13 protein-coding genes are annotated in these 13,045 nt (G+C 68.2%); 7 read left to right on the forward strand and 6 right to left on the reverse strand.

What is annotated here, in order from left to right; translation table 11 throughout:
• The first annotated feature begins 20 nt into the window (after nucleotides 1–20).
• Together E8A74_RS31155 and E8A74_RS31160 are read left to right on the forward strand one after the other, a co-directional pair.
• The gene (locus E8A74_RS31155) at nucleotides 21–908 is read left to right on the forward strand and encodes a LysR family transcriptional regulator (protein WP_136932746.1); all 888 of its coding nucleotides are present in this window, start codon (nucleotides 21–23) and stop codon (nucleotides 906–908) included.
• A 250-nt stretch (nucleotides 909–1,158) separates the two neighbouring features.
• Nucleotides 1,159–1,485 carry a hypothetical protein gene (locus tag E8A74_RS31160; protein ID WP_136932747.1) on the forward strand — a complete coding sequence of 109 codons (327 nt, stop codon included), beginning with the start codon at nucleotides 1,159–1,161 and terminating at the stop codon, nucleotides 1,483–1,485.
• Here E8A74_RS31160 and E8A74_RS31165 read toward each other — a convergent pair.
• Nucleotides 1,447–2,796 (reverse strand): nucleobase:cation symporter-2 family protein, encoded by a 1,350-nt coding sequence (locus tag E8A74_RS31165; RefSeq protein WP_136932748.1) that lies wholly within the window; start codon nucleotides 2,794–2,796, stop codon nucleotides 1,447–1,449. The two genes, E8A74_RS31160 and E8A74_RS31165, sit on opposite strands and share 39 nt — an antisense overlap.
• A gap of 45 nt (nucleotides 2,797–2,841) precedes the next feature.
• Nucleotides 2,842–4,293, reverse strand: a complete 1,452-nt coding sequence (locus E8A74_RS31170; protein WP_170229507.1) for a S28 family serine protease — start codon at nucleotides 4,291–4,293, stop codon at nucleotides 2,842–2,844.
• 245 nt (nucleotides 4,294–4,538) lie between these two features.
• On the opposite strand from E8A74_RS31170, the gene E8A74_RS31175 reads away from it, so the two are divergent.
• Entirely contained in the window at nucleotides 4,539–6,110 is a 1,572-nt protein-coding gene (locus tag E8A74_RS31175) for a benzoate-CoA ligase family protein (protein ID WP_136932750.1), read from the forward strand.
• A 9-nt stretch (nucleotides 6,111–6,119) separates the two neighbouring features.
• Here E8A74_RS31175 and E8A74_RS31180 read toward each other — a convergent pair whose 3' ends face one another.
• The 3 genes from E8A74_RS31180 to E8A74_RS52905 form a co-directional block, all read right to left on the reverse strand.
• Nucleotides 6,120–6,731, reverse strand: a complete 612-nt coding sequence (locus E8A74_RS31180; RefSeq protein WP_136932751.1) for a TetR/AcrR family transcriptional regulator — start codon at nucleotides 6,729–6,731, stop codon at nucleotides 6,120–6,122.
• Nucleotides 6,728–8,059, reverse strand: coding sequence for a cytochrome P450 (locus E8A74_RS31185; protein ID WP_136932752.1), 1,332 nt, complete (start codon nucleotides 8,057–8,059; stop codon nucleotides 6,728–6,730). Before E8A74_RS31185 ends, E8A74_RS31180 begins: the two co-directional genes overlap by 4 nt.
• Nucleotides 8,060–8,163: 104 nt before the next feature.
• On the reverse strand, nucleotides 8,164–9,141 hold the full coding sequence (locus tag E8A74_RS52905) for a hypothetical protein (RefSeq protein WP_170229508.1): 978 nt from the start codon (nucleotides 9,139–9,141) through the stop codon (nucleotides 8,164–8,166).
• A gap of 196 nt (nucleotides 9,142–9,337) precedes the next feature.
• On the opposite strand from E8A74_RS52905, the gene E8A74_RS31190 reads away from it, so the two are divergent.
• Entirely contained in the window at nucleotides 9,338–10,192 is an 855-nt protein-coding gene (locus E8A74_RS31190) for an AAC(3) family N-acetyltransferase (RefSeq protein ID WP_136932753.1), read from the forward strand.
• On the opposite strand, the gene E8A74_RS31195 is transcribed toward E8A74_RS31190, so the two are convergent.
• Nucleotides 10,179–10,694 carry a GNAT family N-acetyltransferase gene (locus tag E8A74_RS31195; RefSeq protein WP_136932754.1) on the reverse strand — a complete coding sequence of 172 codons (516 nt, stop codon included), beginning with the start codon at nucleotides 10,692–10,694 and terminating at the stop codon, nucleotides 10,179–10,181. The two genes, E8A74_RS31190 and E8A74_RS31195, sit on opposite strands and share 14 nt — an antisense overlap.
• 223 nt (nucleotides 10,695–10,917) lie before the next feature.
• Here E8A74_RS31195 and E8A74_RS31200 point away from each other — a divergent pair, with 223 nt between their 5' ends.
• The 3 genes from E8A74_RS31200 to E8A74_RS56105 all read left to right on the forward strand — a co-directional run.
• On the forward strand, nucleotides 10,918–11,730 hold the full coding sequence (locus E8A74_RS31200) for a hypothetical protein (RefSeq protein ID WP_136932755.1): 813 nt from the start codon (nucleotides 10,918–10,920) through the stop codon (nucleotides 11,728–11,730).
• Nucleotides 11,731–11,782: 52 nt separating this feature from the next.
• Nucleotides 11,783–12,745, forward strand: a complete 963-nt coding sequence (locus tag E8A74_RS31205; RefSeq protein ID WP_136932756.1) for a hypothetical protein — start codon at nucleotides 11,783–11,785, stop codon at nucleotides 12,743–12,745.
• A 53-nt stretch (nucleotides 12,746–12,798) separates the two neighbouring features.
• Nucleotides 12,799–13,045, forward strand: a 247-nt coding sequence (locus E8A74_RS56105; RefSeq protein WP_170229509.1) for a transposase, incomplete at its 3' end; no start/stop codon positions are given.

Genomic DNA, 13,045 nt, shown 5'->3' on the forward strand with positions numbered 1-13,045 from the left:
TTCAGAAAACGACCATCCCCATGGATCTCGAAGAGCTCCGAGCCTTTCTCGCGGTGGCCGAGGCCGGCTCGTTCCTGGCCGCGGCGACGTCCCTCCACATGCCGCGCGCCACGTTACGCCGGAGGATCGATCAGCTCGAAGCGCGCGCCGGCGTGCTGCTCGTGGATCGGACGCGGGACGGCGTCAGCCTCACCGAAGCCGGAAAACTCCTGGCGGCGCGCGGGCGGCTCATGGTGCAGGAGTCGAACGCGCTCTTGCAATCGGTCCGGGAGGCGGGATCCGAGCCGGCCGGCGTGCTTCGTGTCCTCTTGCCCGTGGGGTTGCCCCCGCACGTCCTCATTCACGTGCTCGGCATCGCGCGCAAGCACCCGCGCCTCGCCTTCCAGCTCCATTTCAGCGACGATCCGATCGCGGGGCTCATGGAGAGCGTGGACCTCGCCTTTCATTTCGGCGAAACGAGCCCCGCGGGGCCGTGGGTCTCACGCGAGCTCATGCGCATTCGCGTGTGGCTCGTCGCGTCGCGTGAATACCTGGCCCGGCGCGGGACACCACGATCCGTCGAGGAGCTTTCGCGGCACGATCTGCTCGCGTGGGAGAGCCCGGGCGAGGACGGGCGCTCCTGGCCGCTGCTCCGCGGCGGCACGTTCCCGGTCTCGCCCCTCGTCACGGCCCAAGACATTCACGTGATCCGTCAGCTCGCGCTCGCGGGGCACGGAATCGCGCTCCTGCCCGATCCCGGGATCCCGGACGAAGGGCTGCCCGAGGGCACGATCGTCCCGGTCCTGCCCGACCTCGTGGGCCGCGAGCTCGGGTTCCGTGTGGTCGTGCCGGCCGTCCTGTCCGAGATCCCGCGCATCAAGGCGATGCTCGATCTGCTGGAGCCATTCCTGGGAAAACTGGGCTTGTAATTCGAATAGGTGGAAACGATGATCTCGCTCCGACGCCGAACCCTCGCGAAGGCTTGTGTCGCGCTCTCGGCCGCCGCCCTCACCTTCACCCTGGCCCCGGAGGCGCGCGCCGACTCCTTCCGCGATCTCGCAGAGGGGCTCGCGACGATCTTCTTTACCGGGACGTCGATCCTCGTCACCGGCACGGTCTTCACGATTCACGACGCCGCGATCGTGTCGCCAGGCGAGCCCCCGGCGCTCGGCTGGTCGATTGCAGAGAGCGCACTCGTTCGAGATCGTCGAAATGCTGGGCACGACGCCGACGATCCTCGTGGGCGCGGCGCAGCTCCTCGATCCCGCAGGCCGGGATCGTGGGGCCTGGACAGCGCTGACGGCGTGGTCGGGCGCATTGTTCGTGCACGGGGGGATCACGCTTGCCACGGCGATCGTGCGCGCGCGCGAGGACGACAAGGACGCTCCGACCATGGACGCGGAGAAGTCCCGGGGCGGGTTTGCCCCGCGATGGCACTTCGCGCCGACCCTCGTCAGCGATGGAGTTTTAAGGGCTCCCGGGATCGGCGTGAGCGGCGTCTTTTGAGCCATCGCTCCCGCGAGCGAACATCGCGTGCAAGAGAATGCCGGTCACGCTGCCGGCGGTGATGCCGCTTTGTAGGATCACCTGGAGCCACGGGGGCAAGCTTCGCCAGAAATTCGGAGCGCCGAGCGGAATGAGGCCCACGGCCAAAGTCGCCGCGACGATCAACCCGTTCATGCGCCCCCGCTCGCTGTCGAAATCGACCCGCGACAGCGTACGCAGCCCGCTCGCGGCCACCTGCCCGAACATGAGCAGCCCCGCCCCGCCGAGCACGGGCGCTGGAATCGCCGCGACGAGCGCCGAGAGCTTCGGCAAGAGGCCAAGCACGACGAGGATCACGCCCGCCGCCGCGACGACCCAGCGGCTCCGCACCCGCGAGAGCGCTACGAGGCCCACGTTCTGCGCATAGGCGGTGTACGGAAATGCATTCAGCACGCCGCCCAGCATCGTGGACAAACCGTCGGCGCGTAAGCCGCGCGCGAGCGCCTCTGGCGTCAAGGGCCTGCCCGTGAGCTCGCCGAGCGCCACGAAATCCCCCGTCGATTCCACCATGACGACCAGCATGACGAGGGCCATCGAGGCCACCGCCCCCGGATCGAAATGAGGCAGCCCGAATGCGAACGGCGTGGTCACGGCAATAAAGCGCCCCTCGCGCACGCCCGCGAGATCGAACATGCCGAGAGCCGCCGAGATCACGGTGCCCGACACGAGCCCGAGCAACACGGCCACGCTCTGCCAGAAGCCCGTGAGCACGCGTTTGTAAAGGAGAACCAGCGCGAACGTGGTGAACGCGAGGCCGAGCGCGGCCGGCGCGCCAAAATCGGGGGACGACGGGTCCCCGCCGCCCGCCCAGCGCACCGCGACGGGCAACAAGGAAATGCCGATGAGCGTGATGATGCTGCCCGTCACGACCGGCGGAAAAAACCGGAGCAATCGTGCGAAATAGGGCGCGACGAGCAAGGTCAGCGCGCCAGCCGCGATGACGGCACCGTACACGGAGGGCAGTCCGCCCGTCTTGCCAATGAGGATCATCGGGCCGACGGCGGCGAACGTACACCCCTGGATGACCGGTAGACGCACGCCGAAGCCGGGAAACCCCACGGTTTGCACGAGCGTCGCGAGGCCGCAGGTGAAGAGGTCGGCGCCGATGAGGGAAACGAGCTCTTCCCGCGAGAGGCCGAGCGCGCCGGCGACGATGAGCGGCACCGCGACGGCGCCGGCGTACATGGCGAGCACGTGCTGGAGGCCATACGCGAGGAGGCGCGGCAACGGCAGCCACGCGTCGACGGGATCGGGGGCGCTTTGCGAGGCCATGGCCGAGGATCGCCCCGCGCAGGCGCGAACGCAAGATCCTGCGAATCAGCGGAGCGGCAAGCGGAAGCGTGGCCCCGGAGCCTCGTCGTCCTCGACCGCCGGCGCGAGCGGCGCCGCCGTCCGGGCGGCCGACGGGTCGAAGGGCACGTCGGCCCAATCGAAGATGCGGCTCATCGCGTGCAATCGTTCCTCCTCGGGGAGGTCTTCGATCCCCACGCCGTGGTGCCCGTCGGGCACGAAGTACCGGAATGCGTCGTTCTTCGCTCGGACATCAAACGGGCTCGTGCTCCAAGGATCGTTCTCCCCATAAATGAAAAGCATCCGCTCGCCATGTGCCCACGTCCGCGCTTCGATCAGCGGCATGAGTCCGTAATCGAAGGGGATCGTCACCGGCACGGGCGTGAGGTTCTCCGCCCTGTCCTGCCCCGGATACCGCAGCAGATCCCGCAAGGGGGCCTCGTCGAAGCGCGGGTGGCCGAGCTGGGTGGCCGACTGGTAGAAATAGGGCCCGTAGTGCACGTTGATGGTCTCGTCGTCGTAGTTGAACGGGGCGCCGAGGTAGTTGATGTAGAAGGAGAGCAGCTCCTCGTCGCTCGCGCCCGGCGCCGGGAGATGAGGCTCGCAGAATTGCACGGGGCAAAACTGCCAGTAGAAAAACGAGGCCTCGAGGACGCCGAATTCGAAGGCGCGATCGGCCCCCACGATATCGAACGTGAGGCCCCAGTCTTCGCCCAGCTCCGCCACCATCATCGGCACGATCTGGTCGCGCCGCGCCAAGAGAGCGCGCTGATAGGCGATGAGCCTCGACCGCATCGCCGCGTCCCCCACCTTCCGGAGGAACGTGACGTACCGCGGATCGCTCGGTGAATAGGTGGACGGCGACACGAACGCGACCGTGCCGTCCACGTCGTCCGGGTAGTAGTAGCGATGATAGATCGAGGTCATGCCGCCCTTGCTGCTGGCGCCGGAGATCCAGCGGCCTGTATAGACAGGCCTGAACGCCTGCACGATCCGGTGGTGATCGCCGGCGGACTGCTCGATGTCGAGGTGCTCGTACGTCGGGCCCGGGGGTACGGATTCGCCATAGTAGCGATGCTCGGCGTAGAGCTGATTGGCCTCGAGCATGGCCGTCACCTCGCCCTGGATCACCCTCCGCGTGTTCACGGCATACCCGCTGGGGAGGAACGAGGTGGGTGCGTCGAAGGAGCGATGCAGGAGGGCGATTTTCTGGGTGAAGCGCGGACCATCCGGGTCATGGTGGTCCACGGGCTGCTCGAATCGGAGCACGAAGAAGCGGGTGCCCGGAATGGTCGAGGGATTTTCGCTGACGACCGTGAGCCCAGGGATTGCGTTGAGCTCGGCGAGGACCTCGTCGGTCACGGCCGCCTGCGCAGCGGCGACCGCCTCGTCCGGAGCAGAGCCCTCGCCGGTGCCGCACGCGGCGACGCCGAACGCGAGGACGATCGAAGTCACGGGAAAGTTACGAATCTGCCGCATGTTCATGCTTTTCATTTTGGCAATCGCCATGCCTGGCGTCCTGCCGCGCCGCGCCTCGGCGAAACGCCCAACATGCGGGAGGCACACGGTCCACGTGCACCTATCGAGCAACCGGCTTGCACGAATTGCGCAAGCCACCCCCGTTCTCGTCGCGCGATTCGTGCAATCGAGGGCGCGTGTGGTTCCGACGCGGCGCACAAACCGCCGCGCATACGTGCCGCGACCTGTGGTACGCTCCTGCCACGATGTCCGCGCCCTCCCCTGCCCTCTCCTTCCCCCGCGAGTACAACGCCGCCGGCCATTTCATCGATCGGCACCTCGCCGAGGGGCGCGGCGAGAGGATCGCCGTCATCGACCCTGAGGGCGCCGTCACGTATGCGGAGCTCGCCGAGCGCGTGAACCGGGCGGGAAACGCGCTCCGCGGGCTCGGCGTCCGGATGGAGGAGCGGGTCCTTGTATGCCTGCTCGATGGCCGTGATTTCCCGACCGTCTTCTTCGGAGCGATGAAGATCGGCGCCGTCCCGGTGCCCGTGAACACGCTGCTCCAGCCCGACGATTACGCGTACCTGCTCGAGGACAGCCGCGCCCGCGTGCTCGTTCTTTCCTCGCTCCTCTACCCGAAATTCGCGTCGATCCTCGAAAAGGCGCGCTTCGTCGAGCACGTCGTGCTCGTCGGCGGCGAAGGCACGAGCCCCGGGAGGCATGCGCACCTGGGTGAGCTGCTCCGCGCCGCCGCGCCCACGCTCGCAGCCGCGCCGACGACGCCGGACGACGTGGCCTTCTGGTTGTACTCGTCCGGGTCGACCGGCCGGCCGAAAGGCGCGGTGCACCTGCATTCCCACCTGCAGCAGACCGCCGTGCTTTATGGGGAGCGGGTCCTCGGGATCCAGCCGGACGACGTGGTCTTCTCCGCGGCGAAATCGTTTTTCGCGTACGGACTCGGCAATGGGATCACGTTTCCCTTTCACGTCGGCGCCACGGCCGTCTACCAGCCCGCTCGGGCGACACCCGACACCGTGATGCGCGTGCTCCGCGAAAAACGTCCCACCATCTTCTACGGCGTCCCCACGCTGTACGCCTCGATCCTCGCCGATCCCAAGAACAGCCGCGAGACCGGCTCCGATCGCCTCCGCGTCTGCGTCTCCGCGGGGGAGGCCTTGCCCAAGGAGATCGGCGAGACATGGTTCGAGCGCTTCGGGGCGCACATCCTCGACGGGATCGGCTCCACGGAGATGTTGCATATTTTCATGAGCAATCGGCCCGGTGACGTGCGGTACGGGACCTCGGGCCGCCCTGTCGCTGGTTATGACGTAAAGCTCGTCGACGACGCGGGCGAACCCGTGCCCGACGGCGAGGACGGCTCCTTGTGGGTGCGCGGGCCGTCGAGCTGCGTTTCGTACTGGAACCAGCGGCAAAAGAGCCTCGACACGTTCCACGGCGCCTGGACCCGCACGGGCGACCGGTACGTGCGTGACGCGGAAGGGTATTTTACGTACGCAGGGCGCAGCGACGACATGCTCAAGGTCTCGGGGATCTGGGTCTCGCCCTTCGAGGTCGAGAGCGCCCTCACCGCCCACGAGGCCGTGCTCGAAGCCGCCGTCGTGGGCCACACCGACGAGGCCAAGCTCATCAAGCCGAAGGCCTTCGTCGTGCTGAAGCGGCCGGACGAAGCCTCGCCAGCGCTCGCGGACGCGTTGAAAGATTTCGTGAAGGGGCGGCTCGCGCCCTACAAATACCCGCGCTGGCTCGAGTTCGTGCGCGAGCTGCCGAAGACCGCGACGGGGAAGATCCAGCGCTTCAAGCTACGCGAGGGGTGAGAAGACGATTCACGGGGCCGCGCTGCGCCCGCCGCCCTCGGGTCTGGCGCGGATCCCATCGAGGAGCAGCGCCTTGCAATGGGCGAACGCCTCGGGAAAGCTCATCCCGAGCGCGGTGAGGACGTCCGGGCGGAGAATGTTCTGCACATTGTTGAGGACGATGCGCACGACAAAGTCCTCGGGCACGTCGGGCCGGAAGACCCCCGCGTGTTTGCCCGCGGCGAAGAGGGCACGCGTGCGCGTGTGGACGACCTTGCTCCGCCATTGATCGACGCGCGCCCATAACGACGGCGCGTCGCGCTGCAGATCGGTGAGGAGCGGCCCGCGCGCCGCTTCGTAGCCGCCCGCGACGAGGCGCATGAAGCGCTCGAGTTTGTCCTCGAAGCCGAGGGCAGCGTCGTCGAGCACGGCCGCGAGCTCGGCGTCGATCGTGGTGAACGTGGCGTCGATGACGGCTTCGCAGAGCACCTCCTTGCTCGCGAAATGGCGGTAGAGCGTCTTTTTGCTCATGGCGAGCTCGGAGGCGATCTCGTCCATGGTGACGCGGCCGAACCCGTGCGCGTAAAACAGCCGCCGCGCAACGGCGAGGATGCGGCCGCGCGCCTCCGCCTCGGCCGTCACGCGACGGCCCGCTGCACGGGCCCGAGGTACCGGAGCGGCGCGCCCTCGGACGGACCCAGGGTGACATTGCGGCGCACGACGCGCGGCGGCTCGGCGGAGAGCACCTGGAAGCGGTGCGCCGAAAGCAGCGTCCCGAGCACGATCTTCATTTCGTAAAGCGCGAACGCCGCCCCGAGGCAACGCCGCGCGCCGCCGCCGAAGGGCAGATACTCGAACGGCGTGAATTTGCGCTCCAGGAATCGCTCGGGCCGGAACACATCGGCGTCGGGATACACGGCGGGGTTGTGATGCACGAGCACGATCGCCGCCATCACGGCGGCCCCGGGCGGGAGCTCGACGCCGCGGAACGTGAACGGCGCGAGGAGCTTGCGCGAGACCATGCCGACCACGGGATGCAGCCGGAGCGCCTCGTCGCAGACGGCCGAGAGATAAGGCAATTTCACGAGCGCCTCGGGCGAGGGAGCCGGGCCGAGCTCGCGGATCTCGGAGAGGAGCCGCTCACGGATGCGCGAACTCCTGTGGATCCCGTCGAGCGCCCAGGCCATGCCAATGGCCGTGGTCTCGTGGCCAGCGATCAACATGGTGCGCAATTCATCGTCGATCTCCTCATTGGACATGGGCCTTCCCTCCTCGTCGCGCACGGAGAGCAGGAGGCTCAAGATGTCGTCGCGCACCTCGCCGTTCTTGCGCCGGGCCTCGATCTCCTCGGCGAGGAGGGCGTGAAAACGCTCGGAAAAACGCTGGAATCGCGCCCAGGGCCCAAGGCCGCCGAAGGAGCGGCGCAGGGGCTCGATCATCATGAGCGGCGGCGTGTACGCCTCGATGTAACCGACGATCACCTCGCGAAAGAGCGCCACACGCGCCGGATCCCGCACGCCGAAGACGGCCTCGATAATGACTTCGAGCGAAATCTCCTGGGTGAGATCTTGCGCCTTGAACTTCGCGCCCGCCGAGAGCTCGGCCGCCTTGCGGAGCGTGATGGCCGCCATGAGGTCGCCATAGGCGCGCATGCGATCGCCGTGAAAAGGCGGGGTGAGCAGCTTGCGCTCGCGGCGGTGGGGCGCGCCGTCGAGCAGGAGCACGGAATGCCGGCCGACCACCGGTTCGAGCGGGAGGACCGCGTACGGGGTGAACAGGGAGGGATCCGCGGTGAAGATCTCCCGGATCCCCTCGGGATCCCCCGTGACGACGACGTCCCCCGGAGGAAGCGGGAGCGTGAACGGGTCACCGTATCGACCGACGGCATCGAGAAAAAAACGCTTCGTGTCCCGAGCGAGCTTGAGCGCTTGGAGCGCAGGGAAGCGAGGACCGGCAGGCAGGGTGTGCATCGTGGCCTCCGTGGGAACCAAGGAAACTGTACCGGTTTCCTCAGTTTCCTGCAACGCCCAAAACGTGCTCTCGGTCACGCGCTACCGCAAGGGATCTGCCTGCGTCAGTGCTCGCTCGTGGCCCCGATCCAGGTCGCGAGCTCGGCCGGTGACAGATCGAGCACGGCGTCTCCGACCCGGTCCGGGCCCTGCTTGCGGAGCAGCTCCACGAGGGACGAGCGCTCGGCCGAGGTCATCGCGCGGCCGAGCCGGCGCTCGACCATGTGCACGAGCGGTCGGAGGCCTTCTTCCCGACCTTCTTCGCGGCCTTCCTCGCGGCCTTCCTCGCGGCCTTCCTCGCGGCCTTCCTCGCGGCCTTCCTCGCGGCCCTTGGCGACCATCTCCCGGCCGAACTCGCTCTGATATTCATAATTTCGCATGGCCACCAGCCTCTCGAGCGCCTTGCGCGCGGCCTCGCCCACCGAAAATAGCACGAGATCCGCGTACAGCGCCTTCCGCTCGTCGTCCTCGACCCCGGTGGTCGCCGCGAGCGCCGCCACGGCCACGTCGAGCGCGACCTCCGTTTGTCCGTGCGCCAGCGCCGAAAGCACGGCCAGCTCGGGCCGCCTCGCCGCCTCCGCGAGGTCCGTCACCACGGGAACCCCCTGCGGGCCGAGCACGAGCGGCACGACGGATCCTCGTCCCGGTCCCAGCTCGATGGGTTTGGCCAGGCGGGACGCGAGCGCCGCGTCTGGGGTCACGACCAACAGGCAAGCGGGGCAGCGGTATCGCGCCCTCGCTCCGGCGACGTAGGCCGGCCAGGCAAACGGTTTGTCGGAGTCCCACTGGAGCTGAACCTCGACGATGATGACGAGCACGGGCCGCTCCTCAAGCAGGAGCACGAGGAGATCAGCCCTCATTTCTCGGGGCACGATGTCCGTCAGATCGGCCGCTTCGATGCGGGCCTCGGTGAAGCGCGGCAGCGGCACGGAGAGCGCCTCGGCGAGCAGCTCCGCAGCCAGCACGGGCCGATTGCGGAACAACTCGACGAGAGCTTCGTGGAGCAAGGAGGGCACGAGTGTGCGGTAGGTCGGTTCGTCCACGGGGTCAAGGACAAACTTTTCCCCGGACCGACGCCCCTCTCCCCGTCTGGTTCCGGTTTGCCATTCCTCCTCTGCCATCCATTTCCACGGGAGGGACATGCGGCGAGATCACGTCGGCGCTTCCTCGTCGGCCGCGCGGTCGTTCCTCATGTCCGCCTTTACGGTGTAGGATGCGCCTCCTCCAACGGCTCCATCCATGTCCCCCAAGCCTCCGCCGCTCCACCCCACCGACCTCGCGCGCGACCTGAAGCAGCTCGGCGTCCGCGCGGGCGACACTTTGATGATCCACGCTTCGCTCCGCGCCCTCGGGCCGGTCGAAGGCGGCGCGGGCGGCGTCCTCGACGCCCTCGATCACGCCGTCGGCGAGGGCGGAACGTGGATGATGGTGCTCGGCGCGCGGGACGACTGGGCCTGGGTGAACGACCTGCCCGAGGACGAACGCGCCCTGCATCTCGAAGGCGCCGACCCCTTCGACAGCCTGCGTACGCCTGCGGATCCGGACGTCGGGTACCTCGCCGAAGCGTTCCGGCAGCGCCCCGGGACGCTCGTGACGAACCATCCGGAGGGGCGATTCGGCGCCCGCGGCGCGCGGGCCGTCGAGCTCGTCCGGGATCCACCGTGGCACGACTATTTTGGTATCGGCTCGCCACTCGAACGGCTTTGCCAGGTGGGCGGGCGCGTGCTCCGCCTCGGCGCCGACCTCAATACCACCACCGTGCTGCACTGGGCCGAATATCTCGTCGACCTGCCCGAGAAACGCCGGGTACGTCGATACCGTCGGATCACCGGGAACCCGGCGCCGGAGATCCGGTATGTCGATGGCCTCGACGACAGCGACGGGATCGTCGAATGGCCCGGCGAGGATTATTTCGCGCTCATCTTGCAAGACTACCTGGCCACCGGCCGCGCGGCCCAAGGGACCGTGGGCCGCGCGCGGAGCGAGCTCGTCGAAGCCGCGGATCTCGTGCGCTTCGGCGTGGACTGGATGAACGAACGGTTCACGTCGCTCGCGCGCGGAGACGCGGGCCGCCGCGCCTTCACACGAGCGTGAGGCGCATATGAACGCGGGAACTCCAATCGATGCCCATTTCGTGTTGCGCGTCGGTCAGGACGCGCATCTCCGGGGACCATTCTTCCGGCGGGACGACGACGAACCCGTGGCGCGCGTACCAGGGCATGTTCCACGCGACATCCGATTGCGTGTTCAGCACGAGGGTCCGCTCCCCCGCCGCGCGCGCTCGTTCGATGAGATCCCGCAAAAGCGCCGTGCCCATGCCGAGCCGCCCGTGCGAGGGGAGCACGCTCACTTGCCCGAGGCACAGCTCCGCGCCCAAACGCGTGACGAAGAGCCAGCCGACGACCTCGCCGTCCACCTCGGCGACCGTGATGCGCCCGGCCGCGACGGCCCGCTGCGCGACGTCGAGCGGGATGGTCTCCCCATCCAGGAACGACGCGTAGCGGGTCGCTCGATAACGCTCGTCCGCGGCGCGCTCGATCGCCCCGAGCAAGGGAATGTCTTCGACGCGCGCCGAACGCAGGACGAACGAGATCACCGCCGGACCTTATCACGCCTCCCCACACCTACGGTCTTGGTTCCGAGCCTCCACGGCAGGTGCCGCATTCCCTCCAACCGCGCCACCATTCCTTCCCGTTGGGACAGAGGTACAGCTCGTTGCAGAATTTCACGCGCACATAGCACTTCGTCAGCGTGCGCTGGTAGACGCAGCCTGGTGGCGGCGTGACCGGCGGCTGGGCGTCCTCGCCCGAGGCGGCGCCATGACCCGTCGTGTTCGTATCTTGCGCGGCAGCCGAGAAACCGAGCCCGAGCACGGCGACCAGGGCCGCAACGAGGGCGGACGGCCCCTTCTTGTTCATACGACCTCCGCGCTGGATCTGAGGACCCGAGGCGCGCGTCGCAAGCACGCGCGGGAACTCCGCGCGCCCCGCGGCATCCATGCCCCCATGGTTCGTGTCCTCGCCCGCGCCGCTTCGATGATGCTCTCGGCCCTGGGGCTCGCTTGCAGTCCGACGCGCCCGCCCGCGGTCGAGCCTCCGCCAGCGGCCTCCGCGGCGCCTTCCCCGGCCGAAGACCTCGCCCCGCCCGTGACGCCACGCGCGCCGGTCTCGACGGCCGGTTGCCCCTTCCGGTGGACGCCTCGCGAGATCGGCGCGAGCGTGCTCCGGCTGCCCGCCGCGTACGCCGGTCGGTTCATGAACCCGCTCTACGACGTGGCCTGCGCCTGCGTGCGCCCGGGGGAACACGTGTACATGGTCGCCCGCATCGTCCCCGAGCGAGGGACGATCGAGGCCGTGACGGCCGATCGCAACGACCCCTCGACGCGCGCCGACCCGAGCATCGACGCCTGTTTCGCCGCCGTGCTCGGGACGACGACGTTCGAGCCGTTCGAGGTCGGCAGCGACGTCGTTTGTCCCGACGATCCGCCGCCCACGAAGGGCCCGCCATTCTTCCGCCCGCCGCGCCCGGCGAATTGCCCCGCGCGCGGCCAACAAGCCTCGAAAATCATCTACCCGCTCCTCGTGGACCGCCGGGGCGAGGCGCCCGCGTCTGCCCCCGCCGAGGGTTCGTAAAAAACTCCACTTTGTCGTCGGCCGAGCCCGCACGGACTGCTAGAAGTCGCGTGTGGCCTCGGTTGCGCGTTTCGTTACGCTGGTGAAGGTCGCCGCGTGGTCGGTGTTCCTCCTCGTCTTCCCGCCGATCGCGTTCGCGAACGGGATGTACGCGGCGACCGTCCTCTTGTCGGTGCTGGGCCTCCTCCTCGATCTGACGGCGTTCGAGAGCCTGCTCCCCGAATCGACGCCGCTGAAGGTACGGCGCGGCGTCGTCGTGAGCCTCGCGCTCCTCCACGTGTCGCTGCTCGCCCTGTCCGTCGTTCGCCTCGTGTCCCCGCGCTATGGCGCGTGGCAACGTATCGCCGGCACCGAGGACTGGAACAATCCCGCGCTCGTACGCGCCGAGCACGGGCCGCTGCTCGCCGTCGGGGGCGGAGACATCTTTTCGCTCGGGAAAGACGGCGCGTTCGTACCGGTCCCCGGCATCGATATCCCGGTACACGTGCTCGGCGCGGGAGCGCATCGGGCGTGGTTTGTCGACGTCGAGGGACAATTCGCGTGGGGCTACGACGGGGCCTCCCTCGAAAAAATCCCGCTCGGGTGGGGCGCCGAAACGCGCGTGCCCGACGGCGCCGCGCTCGACGATGCGTTGTTCGTCGCGCATCCCCGCGCGCTCGTACGCGTGGAGCGGAGCGGCCACCAGAGCAAGGTGATCGACGACGTCTCCATCACCGGCGTCGCCACGGATGGAGACCGCGTCGTGGCCGTGGGCGAGCGCGTCTTCGTGAGCGAGGACGGGGGAACACGTTTTCAGGATCGCGGGCCCCTGGAGCTACCGGCCCCCTCGGTCTTCGCGGGCGGAGGCTCCTATTACGTGGTGCAAGGCGGTTTCATGTCGTCGCGGCTCTTCGTGAGCGAAGCGGACGGGCGCCTGGAAGAGCGCGAGGTGCCGATGCGCGACATTCGAAGTCATCCCATAAACCATCCGGTAGGACCATCGGCTCCAACATCCCACTTTGTGGGATCAATTTAACCAGCGTCGGTCCAGCCGTCGGTACATTTTCACGGCTGGCGACATATGCAGGTGTGGACCTGACAGACCCTCAGTGGGCACTCCTCGAGCCGCTCATCCCCTCGCCGCCCGTGCGAGCAGATCGCCGCGGGAGGCCGTGGAAGGACGCGCGCGCGGTACTCAACGGCATCCTATGGATCATGCGCACCGGCGCTCGATGGGCCGACTTGCCCGAGAGATATCCGCCCTACCAGACGTGCCATCGGCGGTTCCAGCAGTGGTCGAAGGACGGCACGCTCGAACGGATCCTGTACGCGTTGG

It is taken from the genome of Polyangium fumosum, assembly GCF_005144585.1.
Lineage (GTDB): Bacteria > Myxococcota_A > Polyangia > Polyangiales > Polyangiaceae > Polyangium > Polyangium fumosum.

Coding starts and splice junctions, on each gene's coding strand:
- E8A74_RS31175 (WP_136932750.1), top strand. CDS start 4,539: ATGTCCGCGCCCTCCCCTGCCCTCTCCTTCCCCCGCGAGTACAACGCC.
- E8A74_RS31200 (WP_136932755.1), top strand. CDS start 10,918: ATGACCCGTCGTGTTCGTATCTTGCGCGGCAGCCGAGAAACCGAGCCC.
- E8A74_RS31155 (WP_136932746.1), top strand. CDS start 21: ATGGATCTCGAAGAGCTCCGAGCCTTTCTCGCGGTGGCCGAGGCCGGC.
- E8A74_RS31170 (WP_170229507.1), bottom strand. CDS start 4,293: ATGCGGCAGATTCGTAACTTTCCCGTGACTTCGATCGTCCTCGCGTTC.
- E8A74_RS31190 (WP_136932753.1), top strand. CDS start 9,338: ATGTCCCCCAAGCCTCCGCCGCTCCACCCCACCGACCTCGCGCGCGAC.
- E8A74_RS31165 (WP_136932748.1), bottom strand. CDS start 2,796: ATGGCCTCGCAAAGCGCCCCCGATCCCGTCGACGCGTGGCTGCCGTTG.
- E8A74_RS31185 (WP_136932752.1), bottom strand. CDS start 8,059: ATGCACACCCTGCCTGCCGGTCCTCGCTTCCCTGCGCTCCAAGCGCTC.